Below are 18,479 nucleotides of genomic sequence, written 5' to 3' on the forward strand. Positions count from 1 at the left end.
ACTTAAACCTGATTATTAAATACAATTACACATGAAAACATCAAGTAGATTTTGGTTTCAGAGTTTATTTTGGCTTACACTTTGGCTTATATTCTGGTTTTTTGAAGATGGTAACTTAGAGTTTATTAAAAAAAATTTACTGATTTTCATTTCTCAAATTGTATTACTTGCTGCCCTTATTTATTACGCTGCACCTAAACTTTTACTACAAAAAAAATACGGCAAATTTTTATTTTTTTCTGCAATTACAATCTTATTTCTTTGCTTTCTATCATCTGGAATTGAGACTAAACCTATAGGGCCTCCAAGACCTTTTTTTGGAAATTTACCTAAAAACATATCTAATGATTTACATCCAGAAAGACCTATTTCTCGCTTCTTTATCAATTTGCTTATTTTAAGTATATCTACCGTAACTGCTACCTTTTTAGAGACACTATCTTTTGCACAAAAAAAAGAAGAAGAAAATATTAAAAGTAAAAATGAAAAGTTACAGACAGAATTAAAGCTTTTAAAATCTCAAATAAACCCACATTTTTTATTTAATACTCTAAATAATATTTATGCCTTATCTGCTATTAATACTCAAAAAACGCAAGACAGTATAAGTTATTTATCAAACATGTTACGTTATGTGTTGTATGAGTGTGATCAGCCTCTTGTTCCTATATATAAAGAGGTTGAGTATATTGAAAATTATATAAAACTATTTACAACTAAAAGCAGTAAAAAATATCCTATTACTACACGTTTTAATATTAGTAATAAAGCTACACCTATTGCTCCTATGCTTTTAATTCCTTTTTTAGAAAATGCAATTAAACATAGTAATATTGAAAAAATAACTGGTACTTTTATTAATATACTTATAACAAGCGATGATAACCAAATATATTTTGAAATAGAAAATAGTATATCAGACTTGCCTGTTATTAAAGATGAAGTCGGAGGTATTGGATTAGAAAACGTAAATAAGAGATTAACCATTCTTTACCCTAACAAACATGAGTTATCTATAAATAATGGTGATGCTAGTTTTAAAGCGAGCCTTAAGCTATTTTTAAAATGAAAAAAATTAATTGTCTTGTAATTGATGATGAAGAATTAGCTAGATCGTTATTAAAAACATATATTAATAAAGTTGATGATTTAGAATTTATTGCTGAATTTGAAAACCCGCTTGAAGCGCTGCCTAAAATAAAAGAAGGAACGATAAACCTTATTTTTTTAGATATTCAAATGCCTGAAATTAAAGGAACTGATTTTGCGAAAATAATTGGTTCTGAAACTAAAATCATATTTACAACTGCATATAGCGAGTACGCATTAGAAGGTTTTAACTTAAATGCTTTAGATTATTTATTAAAACCAATCACATTCCCTCGATTTTTAGAAGCTGTTCAAAAGTTTAAAAAAACAATAACCAACACTAATTCTGAAACTGAGCAAACTATTACTATAAAGTCTGGTTACGACTTATATAAAGTAAATTATGCTGATATACTTTATATAAAAAGTGATAGTGAATATGTTACATTTTATACTTCTGATAAAAAAATAATGAGTTTACAATCATTAAAAAAATTAGAGAGTGTTATTCCTAGTTCTATGTTTTTACGTGTACACCGTTCATATATTATAAATAAAACAAAAGTAACGGCTTTAAAAGGTCGAGATTTGATGTTATCAGATATAGAAATACCTATCAGTGATTCTTATTATGAAAAAGTAAAATCAGAATTATTTTAAATAAACATACTAGTTACAATAAAAAAAGACCAGCAATATGCTGGTCTTTTTAATAATCTATATAACAAATATTACTTATTTACATCAGTAATAAATAATTTTCTGTACTTACGAAATTGCAACAAGTTCTAAGTCAAAAGTCAATTCTTGTCCTGCTAAAGGATGGTTAGCATCAATAATGATACTTTCTTCCTTAACATCTGCAATTCTTAATTGACGCTCAGTTCCATCAGCATTTTGAGCCATTAAGCCCATACCAACTTCTGGCTTAATTTCTTGAGGAAGATCTGCTTTAGGTACTTCTTGAAACAATTCTTTGTTAATGTCTCCATAAGCTTCTTCCATAGGAATAACGATTGTTTTTTTCTCGTTAACTGCCATATCTAATAACCCTTTTTCGAAACCAGGAATTAAACTTTTTTGACCCAAAGTAACTTTTATAGGCTCTCTTTCTAAAGAACTATCAAAAACTTCTCCGTTTTGTAATTTTCCAGTATAATGAACTTCAACAGTGTCATTCTCTTTTACTTTACTCATAATCTCTATATTTTCTATTTATCAATCTATAGTTTTGCAAACTTAAAAGATGTATAATGGTTCAAAGAATATATTTGAATTAATTGCCGTTTTTTTTAAAAACCTTAACAATTTTATATAAAAAATGATTCTATTTAATTGAATATTAGTTTTTTGACATAAAAAAAGCGATACTCAAAGTATCGCTTTTTAATTTATTTATTTTATTCCTCAGGCGGATATCCGTGTATTTCCTCGAATACTTCATCAAAATTCTGACGTAAATAACTACTAAGTTTTGCTTTATAATCGTCTTTCAACCATTTTAAGAAGTTAAAAGTACTTCTACTTATACATTTTGCATAACTGGCAATTCTATTATCTATATCTGAATCTAAAATTTTTGATAATGCCAATGCATCATAAACATCTTCACTATTTTCAATACAAATTCTACCATGTTGCTCTATAGATCTTTCTAAAACAACTTTTGAAGATTCACCTTTAAAGGTAGCATCGGTATAAACCTGTTTAATATCAAAATATACTTCTTCTGATTTAGCAAATTGAACTCTGATTTCTTCTGGCATTTCGTGTCTGAAATTGCTTTCGATATCATCATCGTTCTGTAAACGCTCCATATAAAAATTAGGAGACTTAAAGATCATTTGCCAATCTAAATCTGCACCCCAAGGGCCAAATCGATGGTAGTTATTACCTAAATCTATTACTTTAAAAGAAGATTTGTTGTTTAAAATACGAGAACCCCTACCAATCATTTGATAGTATAGTGTTAACGATTTTGTAGCTCTGTTTAAAATAATTGTGTCTATCGTAGGTTCATCAAAACCTGTGGTAAGTATACTAACTGAAGATAAAATAGCATCAGGTGTTTCTTTAAACCAAGTTAAAATTTGCTTACGCTGCTTTTTAGTAGCTGTATTATCTAAATGCATTACAGGTAAACCTGCTGCTTTAAATGTGTAATATATTTGTATTGAAGTATTAATACCGTTATTAAATATTAATGCTTTTTTACCTTTTGAATGTTTCAAATACGCCTGTAATGTTTTATCTAACATTGCAGTACTTGTATATAAATCTTCAGAAGATTTAACCGTATAATCACCGTTAGAACCTACTTCTAAAGACGTTAACCCCATGTCATACTGAAAAACTTCAGCACGTGCTAAAAATTCATTTTCAATAAGAGATTCTATAGATTCACCTGAAATAAGTTCATCATAATTATCTTTCATCGGAAGTTCTTTACTAGAACTCAACGGTGTTGCGGTAACTCCTAAGATAAAAGAGTTTTCAAAAAATTTAAATAATTTTGTAAAAGAATTGTAATGCGCTTCATCAATAATAACAAGGCCAATATCTGAAATATCTAATTTATCATCATTTAAACGATTGTTAAGAGTTTCTACCATGGCAACAAAACAACTATAACGATCTTGATCATCTAGGTTTGCTTTACTGTTAACCACTTTATTAGGCACACCAAAACTTGTAAGCATTGTAGATGTTTGGTTACAAAGCTCTACACGGTGTGTCATTACCAACACCTTTTTATTATGATTTTTCAGGTACTGACGCACCATTTCAGAGAAAATAACTGTCTTTCCCCCTCCTGTTGGTAATTGATAAAGTAAATGGTAGTTATCTGGTTCTGTATCGAATTTTTCGAAAATCTTGTTTATAGCACCTTGCTGATAACTATATAATTCTTTATCCGTCTTTCTATCTTGCAATCCAATTGCTGTCTCCGTCATAATATCCTTTTCTAAGGGGCTACAAAATTAACCCCTTTATAGGGGATAACAAATAATTATTCAAAAACTATATGTTTTTTTGATTAAAAGCTTGTTTTTAATGTTGAATGTTTTATAAATTCAACTACCTAACTAACCTTCTTAAAACTACCCATTGCTTTAACATGTCTCTAGAGTTGCAAGCAGGATAACCTAATACTGTTTTACCTGCAGCAACATCATTCATAACACCTGACCCTGCACCTACAATAACACCTGAATGTAATGTGGTATGATCTTTAATAGATGCACTACCACCAATAATGACACCATCACCTAGTGTTACAGATCCAGCCAAACCGCTATGGCCTGCCATAATACAAGACCTACCCATAATAGAGTTATGGCCTATTTGTACTAGGTTGTCTATTTTAGAGCCATCTCCGATGATTGTAGAGCTGAATTTACCACGATCTACACAAGAATTTGCTCCTATCTCAACGCCATTGCCAATAATTACATTTCCTATTTGTGGAATTTTCACTAAGCCCCTACCATCAGTACTTGGTCTAAAACCAAAACCATCAGCACCAATACTCACATTTATATGAAAAATACACTGATGTCCAATTTCTGAACGTTCACGAATAACAGTTCCTGACCAAATAATACAACCGTTTCCTATTTTGGTATCATCCATTATAGTAACATTAGGGTATAAAATAGTTTGATCACCTAAAACTACATTTTTACCAACATAACAATTGGCACCTACTCGAACATCTTTACCTAAAAATGCAGTAGAATGAATAACTGCTGTAGGGTGAATTTCATTTTCTAAAACAGGAAGACCTGGATCAAAAAGCTCTAATATTTGAGCCATTGCTAAATCAGCATTTTTTACTTTAATTAAAACACGATTTTCACCTGGTTCTAATTCTATTTTTTCGTCAATTACTGCCGCACTTGCTTTTGAGGTTGCCCAAAGCTTTCCATATTTTCTGTTACCGATAAAGGTTATGTGATTAATTTCTGCTTTTTCTAATTGTTCTGGAGCATTTATTTTTTGATTTGTAATACCTATAAGTTCTCCTTTTAAAACAGCATTAATTTCTGATACAGTAAATGACTTCATATAGTTTTAGTGGTTGTGTTTTGTATAAATATAAGAAATCTACTTATTTTTTATTATTACGCTTATTGTAATTTTTATCACCTTTAGTTTTAGGTTTCTTATATTTTTTTGCAATTATTCTTTGATAAGAACCTCCTTGATTTACTTTCTTATTTTTTTCCTTTTTTTCATGAAAGCTACCTTGTGAAGCTAATGTAGTTTGATCTGGGTTATCAGCTTCTAATATTCTTGGTCGCTCTTCAGGTCTTAATTCTTCTGATATTTCTACATTACTTGGTATAGTTAATGCAGGAATTTCATAATTCATTAAATCTTCAATAGCTTCTTTAAAAGGTTCTTCTTTTTCTGTGTAAAACAAAATAGAATTTCCCTTATGTTCTGCCCTACCCGTTCTACCAATACGGTGCATATAGTTTTCTGGGTAATTTGGCGTATCAAAATTAATTACATGGGTGATTTTATCTAAATCTAAACCACGAGCCATTACATCTGTTGTAACTAGAATTCTATTCTTTCCTTCATCAAACTGGCGAATAGAACGCATTCTGTAGTTCTGTGTTTTGTTAGAGTGAATCACACAAGATTCTCCTCCAAAAAACTCTTCAACTGCTTCAAAAACAACATCTGCGCTTCTTTTATTCGAAACAAAAACTAATGCTTTCTTATAAGTATCCTTATCTTTTAAAAGACGGGTTAATAAATTAACCTTTGTATAAAAATTAGGTACAGCATAACATTCTTGAGAAATATTTTCTAATGGAGTACCACTTACTGCTATTGAGACCTTTTCTGGTGCTATAAAAAAGTCATCAATTAATGCCTCTACATCTGAAGTCATTGTAGCAGAGAACATAATATTTTGCCTTTTATTAGGTAGCAATTCAAAAATATTAATCAACTGAAATCGAAAGCCTAAATCAAGCATTACATCGACTTCATCGATTACTAACTTTTTTATTTCTTTAAGTTTTACAGCTTTAGAAAGCGCTAAATCATATAAACGACCAGGTGTCGCTACTAAAATATCTGTTCCTTGAGCACAAAGCTGTTTTTGTGTATTTATGTTTGTTCCACCATAAACACCTAAAACACGAACATTTATATACTTAGCAAAACTTTCAATATTTTCAACAACCTGTAATACAAGTTCACGTGTCGGAACCATTACTAAAATACGAGGGTGTATTTGTTTTGAAAAAGTTAATTCTTGTAATAATGGCAACATATATGCCATAGTTTTACCTGTACCTGTTTGTGCAATACCTACGATATCTTTACCAGACATTACTACTGAAAAAGCCTGCTCTTGTATAGGAGTAGGTTTTTCAAAACGTAAATCTTCAATAGCGTAATTTAGCTGTTTTTTTAAATTGAAATCTTCAAAAGAACTCATTCTTAATCTCGTTTATTTTTGCAAAGGTATGGTATTCTACGTTGTCATGGTAAAGCCATATAACATACCTATCTTTACAAATTAAAAATAGCCTTTGCATCCAAATAATATTCATAACGCGCCTTACAATTTTCAAAAATTAATTTCTAACCACCAACAATTACTTGATTTTGTAATTAATAATAAGTTTGGTATAGAAACGATTGAGTTTTCTAACTCTGAAGCTGTATTACATTTAAATAAAGCTTTACTAAAAACTTATTACTCAGTTAATGAGTGGAATATCCCTGAAGGATATCTTTGCCCTCCTATTCCTGGCAGGTTAGATTATTTGCTTTATATAAAAGATTTAATAGTTGATAAAAAAACTAATATAAAAGGTCTTGATATCGGTGTTGGTGCTAATTGTATTTACCCTATTTTAGCTAGCCAATTATTAAACTGGGATATGGTTGGTGCTGATATTGATGTTACAGCAGTAGCATCTGCAAATGAAAACTCATCTGAATTTAAAGAAAAAATAGAAATTCGACATCAAGAAAATAATTCTGATATTTTTAAAGGCATTATTAATGAAGATGAATATTTCGATTTCACTATTTGCAATCCTCCTTTTCATGCCTCTGAAAAAGAAGCCACTAAAGGTACTTTACGAAAGCTTAAAAATTTAAAAAATGATACTGCGTTTAAATTGAATTTTGGTGGGCAAGCAAATGAATTATGGTGTAACGGTGGTGAAGCTCTTTTTATAAAAAGAATGATTCGTGAAAGTGTGGCTTTTAAAACACAAGTAGGTTGGTTTACAACACTTGTATCAAAAAATGATAATTTAAAGGCAATTTACAAGCAATTATCAAAATTGAATGCCGAATATACAACTGTTGACATGGAACAAGGAAATAAAAAAAGTAGGTTTGTTGCCTGGAAATTTCCTTCATAATTCTTTAAATTTCTATTTATTAAGTTTCATTTCCTGTAATTTTACATTCTAGATTTTAGTACATGCCAGTTAAAGATTATAAAGAGCAATTAATACCCACATTAAAGAAGTATTTTGGTTATGATAGTTTCAGACCACAGCAAGAAGAAATTATAACTTCTCTATTAGAAAAAAAAGATGGACTTGTAATTATGCCAACTGGTGGTGGTAAATCTATGTGTTTTCAATTACCATCTTTACTGTTTTCTAAAGCAACACTTGTTGTTTCTCCTTTAATTGCACTAATGAAAGACCAAGTAGATGGTTGTAATGCAAACGGTATACCTGCTGCTTATTTTAATAGTAGCCAGTCATCAGAAGAACAACAAGAAATTATATTAAAAATTACTAAGGCTGAGCTAAAACTTATTTATGTAGCTCCAGAAAGTATGCCTTCGTTAAATAATATTATCAACGAAAATTACATAAGTTGTATTGCTATTGATGAAGCTCATTGTATATCATCATGGGGACACGATTTTAGACCATCATATCAGCAACTAAGTTTTCTTAAAAAATCACTACCAAACACACCTATAATAGCTTTAACAGCGACTGCAGATAAAGCTACTCGACAAGATATTGCTGAGCAATTAGGCATTGCAAATGCAAAACAATTTATCACCTCTTTTGATCGTAAAAATATAAGTTTAACTGTTAGGCCTGCTGATGGTAGAGTTGAACAAATTTTAAACTTTATAGGAAAAAGACCCAATACTTCAGGAATTATATATTGTTTGAGTAGAAAAACTACGGAGCAATTAGTTGCTAAACTAAAAGCAAAAAAACTAAAAGCAGATGCTTACCATGCTGGATTAAATTTTGATGAACGAAGTAAAGTGCAAGAAGATTTTATTTTTGATAAAACTAAGATTGTTTGTGCCACTGTTGCCTTTGGTATGGGTATAGATAAATCGAATGTACGTTGGGTTATACATTATAACATGCCTAAAAACATAGAAGGGTATTATCAAGAAATTGGTCGTGGAGGAAGAGATGGTTTGGCTGCGAGTGCCCTACTCTTTCATAGTTATGCTGATGTAATACAGTTGCGTCGTTTTACAGAAGGTTCCAAAAACCAAGATGTGCAAATAGCAAAGCTTGAACGCATGAAACAATTTGCTGAAGCTACTACCTGCCGAAGAAAAATATTATTGAGTTATTTTGGTGAGTTGTTAGCTGAAAATTGTGGTAATTGTGATGTTTGTAAAAGTCCGCCAACTGTTTTTGATGGTACTATTATCGCTCAAAAAATACTATCAACCATTGCCCGTGTTAAAGAAAACGAAGCAACTGGTGCTATTATAGATGTATTGCGAGGTGCTAAAAATGCTACTGTTTTAGATAAGGGCTTAGAAAAAATAAAAACATATGGTATAGGGCAAGATACTTCTTGGAAAGATTGGCAACATTATATTATTCAATTAATAAACCAAGGGTATGCCGAAATTGCTTTTCAAAATCACAATGCGTTACAGCTTACTGAGTTCTCTAAAAATGTACTATTTAATGGCGCTAAAGTTTCATTAACAAAACCGATTGATGCTCTTGAAAAAATTGGCAATCCTAAAGAGAAAACTACCAAAAAGAAAAAAAGTTCAGAACTTTATGAGCGTTTGCGTTCGCTACGTCATAAAATAGCTTTAGATGAAGATATACCTGCTTATTTGGTTTTTAGTGATGCTACATTATTAGAAATTGAAAGAGCTAGACCATTAACTGACGATGATTTCTTAGAAATTAGTGGTGTAGGGCAACGTAAATTAGAAGTATATGGCGATTTATTTATTGCAGAAGTAATCGCTTTTAATAAAGAAAAGTCTATAAAAAAATCGGACACTCATAAAGTCACATACCAACTTTATAAAGAAGGTTTGTCTATTGATGAAATTGCTATAAAACGTAATTTAAAATCTCCAACCATATATTCTCATATTGCTAAATTATATAGCGAAGGGAAACCCATAAATATTTTTGACTTTGTATCAAAAAGTGAAGTTGCATCTATAAAAAAAGCAAAAACAGAACTTGAGAGTCCACCTGCGTTAAAGCCTTATTTCGATCATTTTGAAGAACAAATTGATTATTTCAAAATTCGCTTAGCACTGGCTGTTATTGACAAAGAAGCATAAAAAAAGGGTCATTCGATTGAATTGACCCTTTTATATTTTATATGTTTAGATTTAAACCTTTTTAACACGAACGGCATTCATACCTTTCATCCCTTTTTCAAGTTCAAACTGCACCATATTGTTTTCTTTGATTTCTTCTAAGCAACCGTTAATATGTACAAAGAATTTTTCTTGTGTATCTGTATCCTTAATAAATCCATAACCTTTAGAATCGTTGAAAAACTCAACTCTACCTTTACGTACTGGATCTATTTCTTCGTCACTTTCTTCCTTTTTAGGTATTCCAAGAACAATGCTTTCAGCATCTACTTTTACTTTTTTAGTAGGGTCTGGAGGAGTATCTACTAAATGCCCATTCTCATCAACATAAACAAACATGTTATCTGGTTCCCCATTTGCTTTACGTTGTTCTTTTTTCTTCGCCTTTTCTTCACGCTTTTTTAAACGCTTTTTTTCTCGTTCTTTTTTCCCAAAGGTTTCTTGTGCTCTCGCCATTAAAATAATAAGTTAAAATTAATAATTGACTTGCTTGTGATAAGCCGTCGTGAAGTCATTGAATTTCAAAATGAACGATTGGAAAATAAAACTTAATTTGCCTAATAATCTATAAAGAAGTTGCAATAACGCGCACCATAAATGGTTATTATACCCTACTTGTGCTGATACAAAGATAAGTAGCTTTTTTTGATATAAAAAATAGTTTCTATATACCTACTAAAAAAAGAGTTATATGGAATACTTAAAGGCTTAATTAATGTGCTTTTTTAAAAGATTTAAAAAAATGACAATAAAATCTTCTAGATGTTTTCAAATTATATTTAATTAAGAAAATAATAGTAAATCTTCTGTAACTATAGTAAAACCTAATACTTATGAATAAATAACACTTTGTTATATATTTCCTAAATGTGAATTAAATATTAAAAAAACAACATGTTGGCGAGTAAAAGTTAAATAATAACTAATTTTACCCCAGTAAATACAACAATTGATTTAGGTTTACGTTTTATAATAGAGTATAATTAAATTTTACGTTATGACTTTTTTATCACCAGAAATTCAAGCTTTAGCTAAAGCAAACGAAACGAAGAGTTTATTTAAAAGAGAAATATCATGTGGTATTTTTCAAGATTGTGGTAATGACGATTACAGCAATCAAGATATGCAAAGTACTACTGTATAATCTATTTATTTAAATAGATTATTACTTTAGATTACTATTGCCTTTATATCTTTTATCTATTAGTCTAGATGAAGTTATAAAATTCTACATGTAGTTGTTTTAAATAAAAAAATAACCCAAAATACACTTCTACCCTATAATTTTAGATTTCTAAATAAATCATTATATACTTCTATAGTATCTACATCTGTAGTGTTACCCTTTATTACTGAAGCATTAACTGTGGCAAGAATATGTTTTGCACCAAAATCTTCTTCAAGGTTCGTTAATTTATCAAAATATTTTTTTCCAAAAATAGCAGGCACACCTTTTTTAGTTCCATACTCAGTTGCAGCTAACTTTTCAGAACTTTTTTTATAAGCTTCAATTAAACTATTATAATGCTCCATACCTAAAAAAGGTTGATCAGCTAAAACTATAAGCACAACTTCACATTTTTCTATCGTTTTATTAATATGATTAACAGCAAAAGCTATAGAGCTCCCTAAACCTATGCTCCAGTTTCTATTATTAATAATTGAATAATTTTCCTCATTTAGTTTAGAGTTTATCTTTTCATAATTTGCTCCTAAAACAACAAAAACTGCATCTGCCTCAGAACTAAGTGCCTCTTTTATCGTATGCTCTAATAAAGTTGTTTTATTCCATGGAAGAAGTTGTTTAATATCATTCTCCATTCTAGATGAATTTCCTGCTGCTAAAATTACTAGTGCAACTTTTTTCATGATTTAGAAATGCTATTGATTTTATTTCTTAATGAAATTGGGGTTTCTTTACGTATCACCGTTAATATTTCTGCTATAATTGATATAGCAATTTCTTGTGGTGTAATCGAGCCTATATTTAAACCTGAAGGCCCATATATAGCTTCGATAAATTGATCTTCAATATCTAAATTATTTTCAATCAGCTCATTTAAAATCTTTTCTCTTCGTGCAGCTGGACCTAAAATACCGATATAAGCTACTTCGCAATTTTTTAAAGCTTTTAAAAAGCTTAAATCTTTAGAGTAACTATGATTCATTAAAACGATTGCCGTTTGAGCATCGATATTTTTAGAAATAAAAGTATCAGGAGTAAACAATTGAAAATCAAAAATACCAGGAAAATATTCTGCTTTTTTTTCATCTGCAGGGTTTGCAAACACAATAACTTCCCACCCCATATTTGCTGCCAATGTACTCAATATAACAGCATCATGTTCTGTTCCAAAAATTAGAAGTCTAAAACATGGCTTCATATTCTGCTCTAATACATTAATTTCATTATTTATAGAATGAGTTAAACATATAGGTATTGTTTTACTTTGAAATTGCACTTTTGTACCAAAGCTAGAATCTATAGCTTCTTCTTTTTTATAATAGGAGGAAATTTTAAATAGTTCTCTATTTTGTATCGCTTTAGAAAAAGTTTCTAAAAATAGAGTACTCAAGTTTATGGGTTCTATCAAAATATACAAAACACCTTCACACCCCAGTCTATACCGGCCATCATACGTCATAATTTTCGGTATAGAAGTTTCGAATACGCTTTTAGATTGCCTTATGATTTCTTTTTCTACACAACCACCACTAACTGCACCAACCATTTGTTCGTTCTCTAAAAGTAACATTCGAACTCCAGGTTTTCTATATGAAGAGCCTTCTAGTGCTACAACTGTTACTAGTACTGATTTTATACCATTCTTATTTGCTGATAAAAAAGCACTAATAATTTTTTTAAATTCATGTGTCATAATTTATCCCACAATTACTTTTTGAGGAATTTTCAATAATTCTGGATATTTAGAAAAGGGTTGTTTTAATAATCTGTTACCCGTTGCTGCTTTTATTGCATTTGCTAAAGCTGCACCTGCAGGTGGCAATGTAGGTTCTCCTAAACCTGTAGGTGCCAAATCACTCTCTATAAAATAAGCATCAATTTTTGGTATTTCATTCATTCGAATTAAACGATATTGATCAAAATTTTGAGCACTAGGTTTACCTTCTGAAAAACTAAAATCACCATACATAGCATGCCCAATCCCATCAATAACACCACCTTCAACTTGGTTCATTGCTCCTAATGGGTTTACTACAATACCACAGTCTATAACACAAGTAACTTTTTTAACAACAGGCATTCCTTTTTCAATAACAACATCTGCAACTTCAGCTACATGGGTGTTATGACAATAATAAGCTGCAAAACCTTGGTAAGTTCCTTCTTTTTCTTTTCCCCAACCTGATTTATCAACTGCTTTTTTAATTACAGCTTGCATACGTTCAGGTGAGTATTGTATGCGACTATCTGTAGTTCCCTTTACTTTATCAAGTAAATCTAACCGCATTTGTATTTTATCAACATTCATTACTTCTGCTAGTTCATCAAAAAAACTTTGTTCTGCAAAAGCTAAAAAATTAGTATATGGTGCCCTCCATGCTCCGGTAGTAATATTACTTTCATATTTAGCAACATCAACTTGATAATTTTCTATCGCCCCTGCAGGGAAAAAGTTAGGTATCAATCCGTACATATTAGAGTCTATTGCAGCTTCTTTTAATTGATACCCTGTAATTTCACCTCCTTTAATAGATGCTTTTATACGATATTTAGTTGCTGGTCTATAAATTCCATCTGTCATGTCATCTTCTCTTGAAAAAATAACTTTTATTGGCTTTCTTGAAATATTAGATATTTCAGCAGCTTCTATTGCAAAATCGCCATATAAACGACGACCAAAACCACCACCCATTCTTGTCATTTCTAAATGTACATCTTCAAAAGGGCGTTCTAATTTAGCTGCGATGCCCTTAGCTGTACCTTCTGGAGTTTGTATAGGCCCGACAAGGTGAATTTTTTTATCTGTTACATTTGCATAGAAATTCATTGGTTCCATACAATTATGCGGCAAAAATGGAGCTTCATAAGTTCGTTCTAAAACAGTATCAGCTTCAGCAAATGCTTTCTCTACATCTCCATCTTTACGCAGTGTTTCAAAATTACTTCCATCTAAAAGATCTATTAATATTTGATCATGATCTGCTGAACTTTCCAGTTTAGTGTCCGTTACCCATTCTGCCCTCAATGCTTTTTTTCCTTTCATTGCCGACCAAGTATTACTTGCTAAAACCGCTACTTTATCTCCAAATTGATGTACAGCAATAACTCCTTCAATAGTTTTTGTTTCTGAATCATTAAAAGATTGTAGTTTTTGCCCGAATGCTGGTGCGCGTAAAACAGAAGCATAAACCATACCCTCAGCCTTATAATCTAAACCAAATAAAGGTTTACCGGTTATTATTTTATCTATGTCAACGTTCTGAGCATCTGTACCTATAATTTTAAAATCTTTTGGTTTTTTTAAAATAAATTCTTCTGGTACTTCAAGCTGTGCTGCTTCTTTTACTACATCACCATAGCCTAATGTTTCTCCTTTTGCATTTGTAATAACCCCTTCACTTGTTGTACATTCTTTTGCATCTACACCCCATCGTGCAGCTGCAGCATTAATTAACATTTGACGCGTTGTTGCACCTGTTTGCCTTAAAGGTTCCCATGCTAAACGTATAGAATTACTACCACCTGCATATTGGTTTTTATAGTTATCAGTATCTAAAAGCCCTTGTTGCACATAAACATTTTCCCAAGCAACGTCTAATTCTTCTGCAATTAGCATAGGCATAGATGTTTTGACACCTTGACCTATTTCTGGATTTGGAGAAAATATAGTAACCATACCATTATCTGCTATCTTTATAAAAGCATTAAAATCGTTAAAATTTAGTTTTGAAATATCAATAGGTGGTTTTACAGAATCTTTACAAGCCGTAAAAAAATTAAAACCTACTAATAAACCTCCACTAGCTAGAGATGATGTTCTTATAAAGGCTCTTCTGTTGAATGATATAGATGACATGTTTTTTTATTTAATAAGATTTAAAAATGGTTGCTATGAATTAAATCATATTTTCAGACGCTTTTTTTACTGCTTTTTCAATTCTAGTGTAAGATGCACACCTGCAAATATTACCATGCATTGCATTTTTAATTTGCTTTTCTGAAGGAGTAGTGTTTTTAGCTAAAAAAGCTGATGCAGTCATCATTTGCCCTGCTTGACAATACCCACATTGGGGCACATCTATTTCTTTCCACGCTACTTGAACAGGGTGAGAACCATCTTCTGATAAACCTTCTATTGTTGTTATTGATTTTCCTTCAACTTGAGAAATAGTTAGCATACAACTACGTACTGCTGTACCATCTAAATGAACCGTACAAGCCCCACATTGTGCTATACCACACCCAAACTTTGTACCTACTAAATTTAATTGATCTCGAAGTATCCATAATATTGGAGAATCTTCACTAGCAGCAACAGTTTTTGCTTCTCCATTAACTTTTAATGTATACGATGGCATAAATAAAATTTTTAGTTTAATATGTAACTCTTACAAGATATCAAAAATAATAGCAAGTTTATACTTCTAAGTAATGATAAAAATAAATTAACATAATAAAGGTTTTTAGCTTATGGGGTTTGATTTTGAAGCTCTTATTTAAATTAACATTCTTTAACATTTTATTTCTTTATTCACACATAATTTTGGCGTGATTAATGCGTTTAAACGCTTGAACATTTAATATTATGAAAATGAAATTTATTTTAAAACCAATAGTATATCTTTTTGTGCTTGCACTAGCTCTTTCCTGTGGTAATGCTGAAAATGATATTTTTTCAAATACGGGTTCTACTACTGGTAGTGACCTTGGCGAAGGTAAAGTTGTTGATGACTGTTTAGATTTAGGAGAAAACCAATTAACACTTTCTATTCAAGATCAATTCACCACATTGCCTGGTAAAGTTTCTGTTTTTTTTAAAGTATCTGATACAGATGGTAATCCTGTTTCTGGTTTAACGGCTAATGAATTTACAATTTATGAGCAAGGTAGAAATGATGATTGTTTTAATAGAATATCGACTTCTGAATCGCAAGCCCGAATTTCTCCAAACTCACAAATTTTCAATAACAATACTCTTTTGGTATTAGATTTAAGTAATAGTGTATTAAGTAGTAGCCTTGAAGAATTAAAAACCGGTTCTATCAGTTTTATTAATAATGTAATGCCTTCTCCTGAAAGTCAAGCTGTAAAAATGGCTATATACTGGTTTGATGGTGAAAATGAGTTACATTTATTAAATGACTTAACATCTTCTAAAGATGATTTAATATCTGCTATTGATAGTATTGACGAAAATATTAGTAATGACCCTTCTACTGATTTATATGGTGCCGTAATTAAGTCTACAGATATTGCGGAAAAATTACTTAATGACACTAAAGACAATGAAATTATAGGTGCCGCTTCTATTGTAATATTTACAGATGGTACTGATCAGGCTTCTAGATTTACAGAAAAAGCCGCTACTGATAAAGTGAAAAATGCAAATTTAAACATCTCATTTTTTACAATTGGTTTAGGTAGTGAAATTGACACAGAAGTTTTAGCTACTATTGGTAAAACATCAAGTGTGTTTGCTGGTAATAAGGCTGAGTTAGAAAAAACTTTTAATGATATTTCTTTATTAGTATCACAAAGAGCTAATAGCTTCTACTTATTCGAGTACTGTAGTCCAAAACGTGATGGTAGCGGAGAGAACAATTTAGCTATCCAAGTAACTTCTGGATCAAAACAAGGTGCTGTTCAGACAAAATTTTCTGCTAATGGTTTTACTGGCGGATGTAACTAATTGTTAGATATTTAACCTCTTTTCACAAAGGCTATTCAATTGAATAGCCTTTCTTTTTTTATGCATTTAACATCTATTTCATCCATTTGACCGTAGATAGTTATGTAGAATACCAAAAATTATATTGAGTAACTAAAATTTTAAAAATGAAAAAAATAACATTAATTGCAGTTGTAACAATAGCTACTTTAAGCTCATGTGTATCTAAGAAAAAATATGTGGCTTTAGAGTCTGATTTAAATGACACTAAAAGTAGATTAACTAAAACTCAAGTTGAGAAAGAAGACTTAGAGTCTAAAATGACAAAAATTGAAGCTAGAGTTGCTGAATACAATGAAAAATTAAATTCTTTAAAAGAAATTAATGATTCTCAGCTTACTTCTATCAATGATGTTGCTGTTATGAGTAATAATACAAAAGAGAAAATGAGAAAAACTTTAACTAAAGTTGATCCTGCTCTTTTAGCTGATGCTAAAACATTAGAAGATTCAATTAATGTTGCTATCTCATACAATTTAAAAAAGTCTATTACTGATGAAGATGATGATATCAACATCAATATTGACAAAACAGTTGTAATGATCAATATTTCTGATAAATTATTATTTAACAGTGGTAGTTATAAAGTTAGTTCTAAGGCAAATAATATTTTAAGTAAAATTGCTGAGGTTATCAATTCTGAGCCAAGTATGGAAGTAATGGTTGAAGGTCATACAGATTCTAAAACTATTCAAACTCCAATGTTTTCTGACAACTGGGATTTAAGTGTAAAAAGAGCAACTTCAGTAGTTCGTATTTTACAAACTAAATATAATGTAGCACCAGAAAAAATGATTGCTTCTGGTAGAAGCAGCTATATGCCTTTAGTAGAAAACGATTCTAAAGAAAATAGATCTAAAAACAGAAGAACTAAGATTATCATTATTCCTAATCTTAATAAATTCTTTGCTCTTTTAGATTCTGACAATCTTTAATTGACAAATAACATATGAATAAAAAAGGATGCTTATTAGCATCCTTTTTTTATTTGTACAAGTCAACAAAATCAGTTAAGAAATCTTTCTTTTGCAAAGAATTATAAATGATATACAATGTGTAATACAGCACTAATTACAGGAGCTAGTAGTGGAATTGGTAAAGAGTTCGCTCGCATACATGCCAAAAATGGAGGTGATTTAGTAATAGTTGCCAGAAATGAGAATAAGCTAAATGAACTTAAAGTTGAATTAGAACAAAAATATAAAGTAACCGTTTTGGTTATTAAAAAAGATTTGACAGAAAAAAATGCATGTAACGAAGTGTATAATAAAGTTATCAGTTCTGGTATTCGTGTAAACATTTTAATAAATAATGCAGGTTTTGGAGGACTTGGAAAGTTCAACGAAAGAAGGTTAGAAGACGATATGTCGATGATAGACTTAAATATTTCTGCATTAACGAAAATGACTCATCTTTTTTTAAATGATTTTATAAAATACAATGAAGGTAGAATACTAAATGTATCTTCTACGGCCAGCTTAATGCCTGGACCGCTACAAGCTGTCTATTTTGCAACAAAAGCTTATGTAAGGTCTTTTACCAATGCTATTGCTGAAGAACTGCATGATACAAATATTACTGTAACAAACTTAATGCCTGGAGCGACAGAATCAGATTTTGGAAAAACCTCTGGTATGGATAAAACTTCTGCATTCGAAAGCCCCGCAGATGCTAAAAGTGTTGCATTAGATGGTTATAATGCTATGATGAATGGAGATTTAGATGTAATTACAGGCTTACCTTTCGCTATGAAAGTAATAACTAAACTTTTACCATTTATACCTAAAAAAGTACTTTTAAAACAAGTACGAAAAATGCAAGATGTAAGTTAAAATCAAATATATTAAAACATAAAAAAAGCTAGA

General features: G+C 30.5%; 17 protein-coding genes. 8 read left to right on the forward strand and 9 right to left on the reverse strand.

Going from position 1 to position 18,479, the window contains the following annotated elements:
* Positions 1 to 31 precede the first annotated feature (31 nt).
* Together H0I23_RS06490 and H0I23_RS06495 are read left to right on the forward strand one after the other, a co-directional pair.
* Positions 32 to 1,069 (forward strand): sensor histidine kinase, encoded by a 1,038-nt coding sequence (locus H0I23_RS06490; protein WP_216785643.1) that lies wholly within the window; start codon positions 32 to 34, stop codon positions 1,067 to 1,069.
* Positions 1,066 to 1,749 (forward strand): LytTR family DNA-binding domain-containing protein, encoded by a 684-nt coding sequence (locus H0I23_RS06495; RefSeq protein ID WP_216785644.1) that lies wholly within the window; start codon positions 1,066 to 1,068, stop codon positions 1,747 to 1,749. The genes H0I23_RS06490 and H0I23_RS06495 overlap by 4 nt, the downstream gene beginning before the upstream one ends.
* A 108-nt stretch (positions 1,750 to 1,857) precedes the next feature.
* On the opposite strand, the gene H0I23_RS06500 is transcribed toward H0I23_RS06495, so the two are convergent.
* The 4 genes from H0I23_RS06500 to H0I23_RS06515 all read right to left on the reverse strand — a co-directional run bounded on the left by H0I23_RS06500 (position 1,858) and on the right by H0I23_RS06515 (position 6,550).
* Entirely contained in the window at positions 1,858 to 2,286 is a 429-nt protein-coding gene (locus H0I23_RS06500; protein ID WP_216785645.1) for a peptidylprolyl isomerase, read from the reverse strand.
* Between the two features lie 203 nt (positions 2,287 to 2,489).
* Positions 2,490 to 4,043, reverse strand: a complete 1,554-nt coding sequence (locus H0I23_RS06505; protein ID WP_216785646.1) for a DEAD/DEAH box helicase — start codon at positions 4,041 to 4,043, stop codon at positions 2,490 to 2,492.
* A gap of 124 nt (positions 4,044 to 4,167) precedes the next feature.
* On the reverse strand, positions 4,168 to 5,157 hold the full coding sequence (gene lpxD, locus H0I23_RS06510; RefSeq protein ID WP_216785647.1) for a UDP-3-O-(3-hydroxymyristoyl)glucosamine N-acyltransferase: 990 nt from the start codon (positions 5,155 to 5,157) through the stop codon (positions 4,168 to 4,170).
* Positions 5,158 to 5,200: 43 nt separating this feature from the next.
* On the reverse strand, positions 5,201 to 6,550 hold the full coding sequence (locus H0I23_RS06515) for a DEAD/DEAH box helicase (protein WP_216785648.1): 1,350 nt from the start codon (positions 6,548 to 6,550) through the stop codon (positions 5,201 to 5,203).
* Positions 6,551 to 6,644: 94 nt separating this feature from the next.
* Between H0I23_RS06515 and rlmF the strand changes: the two genes are divergently transcribed.
* Together rlmF and recQ are read left to right on the forward strand one after the other, a co-directional pair.
* Positions 6,645 to 7,490 carry a 23S rRNA (adenine(1618)-N(6))-methyltransferase RlmF gene (gene rlmF, locus H0I23_RS06520; protein WP_216785649.1) on the forward strand — a complete coding sequence of 282 codons (846 nt, stop codon included), beginning with the start codon at positions 6,645 to 6,647 and terminating at the stop codon, positions 7,488 to 7,490.
* A 62-nt stretch (positions 7,491 to 7,552) separates the two neighbouring features.
* Positions 7,553 to 9,661: a DNA helicase RecQ gene (gene recQ / locus H0I23_RS06525; protein WP_216785650.1), complete on the forward strand. Its 2,109-nt coding sequence runs from the start codon at positions 7,553 to 7,555 to the stop codon at positions 9,659 to 9,661.
* Between the two features lie 51 nt (positions 9,662 to 9,712).
* On the opposite strand, the gene H0I23_RS06530 is transcribed toward recQ, so the two are convergent.
* The gene (locus H0I23_RS06530; RefSeq protein WP_216785651.1) at positions 9,713 to 10,156 is read right to left on the reverse strand and encodes a cold-shock protein; all 444 of its coding nucleotides are present in this window, start codon (positions 10,154 to 10,156) and stop codon (positions 9,713 to 9,715) included.
* A gap of 541 nt (positions 10,157 to 10,697) precedes the next feature.
* Between H0I23_RS06530 and H0I23_RS06535 the strand changes: the two genes are divergently transcribed.
* On the forward strand, positions 10,698 to 10,844 hold the full coding sequence (locus H0I23_RS06535; RefSeq protein ID WP_216785652.1) for a hypothetical protein: 147 nt from the start codon (positions 10,698 to 10,700) through the stop codon (positions 10,842 to 10,844).
* Positions 10,845 to 10,978: 134 nt separating this feature from the next.
* On the opposite strand, the gene H0I23_RS06540 is transcribed toward H0I23_RS06535, so the two are convergent.
* The 4 genes from H0I23_RS06540 to H0I23_RS06555 are packed head-to-tail and all read right to left on the reverse strand — an operon-like array spanning position 10,979 to position 15,244.
* Positions 10,979 to 11,569, reverse strand: a complete 591-nt coding sequence (locus H0I23_RS06540) for an NTP transferase domain-containing protein (RefSeq protein WP_216785653.1) — start codon at positions 11,567 to 11,569, stop codon at positions 10,979 to 10,981.
* On the reverse strand, positions 11,566 to 12,579 hold the full coding sequence (locus H0I23_RS06545; RefSeq protein WP_216785654.1) for an XdhC family protein: 1,014 nt from the start codon (positions 12,577 to 12,579) through the stop codon (positions 11,566 to 11,568). The genes H0I23_RS06540 and H0I23_RS06545 overlap by 4 nt, the downstream gene beginning before the upstream one ends.
* A 3-nt stretch (positions 12,580 to 12,582) precedes the next feature.
* A complete protein-coding gene (locus H0I23_RS06550) occupies positions 12,583 to 14,742 on the reverse strand; it encodes a xanthine dehydrogenase family protein molybdopterin-binding subunit (RefSeq protein WP_216785655.1) in 2,160 nt (719 codons plus the stop codon).
* Between the two features lie 40 nt (positions 14,743 to 14,782).
* Complete coding sequence (locus H0I23_RS06555) at positions 14,783 to 15,244, reverse strand: (2Fe-2S)-binding protein (RefSeq protein ID WP_216785656.1); 462 nt, start codon at positions 15,242 to 15,244, stop codon at positions 14,783 to 14,785.
* A gap of 233 nt (positions 15,245 to 15,477) precedes the next feature.
* On the opposite strand from H0I23_RS06555, the gene H0I23_RS06560 reads away from it, so the two are divergent.
* The 3 genes from H0I23_RS06560 to H0I23_RS06570 all read left to right on the forward strand — a co-directional run bounded on the left by H0I23_RS06560 (position 15,478) and on the right by H0I23_RS06570 (position 18,446).
* Entirely contained in the window at positions 15,478 to 16,575 is a 1,098-nt protein-coding gene (locus H0I23_RS06560) for a VWA domain-containing protein (RefSeq protein ID WP_216786041.1), read from the forward strand.
* Between the two features lie 146 nt (positions 16,576 to 16,721).
* Entirely contained in the window at positions 16,722 to 17,549 is an 828-nt protein-coding gene (locus H0I23_RS06565) for an OmpA family protein (protein ID WP_216785657.1), read from the forward strand.
* Between the two features lie 117 nt (positions 17,550 to 17,666).
* Complete coding sequence (locus tag H0I23_RS06570) at positions 17,667 to 18,446, forward strand: SDR family oxidoreductase (RefSeq protein WP_216785658.1); 780 nt, start codon at positions 17,667 to 17,669, stop codon at positions 18,444 to 18,446.
* Positions 18,447 to 18,479: the final 33 nt, after the last annotated feature.

The organism is Cellulophaga sp. HaHaR_3_176 (genome assembly GCF_019021925.1).
Classification (GTDB): Bacteria; Bacteroidota; Bacteroidia; order Flavobacteriales; family Flavobacteriaceae; genus Cellulophaga.

Excerpts from the sequence above, each read along its gene's own strand:
- H0I23_RS06490 (WP_216785643.1), top strand. The coding sequence starts at position 32 with ATGAAAACATCAAGTAGATTTTGGTTTCAGAGTTTATTTTGGCTTACA.
- H0I23_RS06495 (WP_216785644.1), top strand. The coding sequence starts at position 1,066 with ATGAAAAAAATTAATTGTCTTGTAATTGATGATGAAGAATTAGCTAGA.
- H0I23_RS06500 (WP_216785645.1), bottom strand. The coding sequence starts at position 2,286 with ATGAGTAAAGTAAAAGAGAATGACACTGTTGAAGTTCATTATACTGGA.
- H0I23_RS06505 (WP_216785646.1), bottom strand. The coding sequence starts at position 4,043 with ATGACGGAGACAGCAATTGGATTGCAAGATAGAAAGACGGATAAAGAA.
- lpxD (WP_216785647.1), bottom strand. The coding sequence starts at position 5,157 with ATGAAGTCATTTACTGTATCAGAAATTAATGCTGTTTTAAAAGGAGAA.
- H0I23_RS06515 (WP_216785648.1), bottom strand. The coding sequence starts at position 6,550 with ATGAGTTCTTTTGAAGATTTCAATTTAAAAAAACAGCTAAATTACGCT.
- recQ (WP_216785650.1), top strand. The coding sequence starts at position 7,553 with ATGCCAGTTAAAGATTATAAAGAGCAATTAATACCCACATTAAAGAAG.
- H0I23_RS06530 (WP_216785651.1), bottom strand. The coding sequence starts at position 10,156 with ATGGCGAGAGCACAAGAAACCTTTGGGAAAAAAGAACGAGAAAAAAAG.
- H0I23_RS06535 (WP_216785652.1), top strand. The coding sequence starts at position 10,698 with ATGACTTTTTTATCACCAGAAATTCAAGCTTTAGCTAAAGCAAACGAA.
- H0I23_RS06540 (WP_216785653.1), bottom strand. The coding sequence starts at position 11,569 with ATGAAAAAAGTTGCACTAGTAATTTTAGCAGCAGGAAATTCATCTAGA.
- H0I23_RS06545 (WP_216785654.1), bottom strand. The coding sequence starts at position 12,579 with ATGACACATGAATTTAAAAAAATTATTAGTGCTTTTTTATCAGCAAAT.
- H0I23_RS06550 (WP_216785655.1), bottom strand. The coding sequence starts at position 14,742 with ATGTCATCTATATCATTCAACAGAAGAGCCTTTATAAGAACATCATCT.
- H0I23_RS06555 (WP_216785656.1), bottom strand. The coding sequence starts at position 15,244 with ATGCCATCGTATACATTAAAAGTTAATGGAGAAGCAAAAACTGTTGCT.
- H0I23_RS06560 (WP_216786041.1), top strand. The coding sequence starts at position 15,478 with ATGAAATTTATTTTAAAACCAATAGTATATCTTTTTGTGCTTGCACTA.
- H0I23_RS06565 (WP_216785657.1), top strand. The coding sequence starts at position 16,722 with ATGAAAAAAATAACATTAATTGCAGTTGTAACAATAGCTACTTTAAGC.
- H0I23_RS06570 (WP_216785658.1), top strand. The coding sequence starts at position 17,667 with ATGTGTAATACAGCACTAATTACAGGAGCTAGTAGTGGAATTGGTAAA.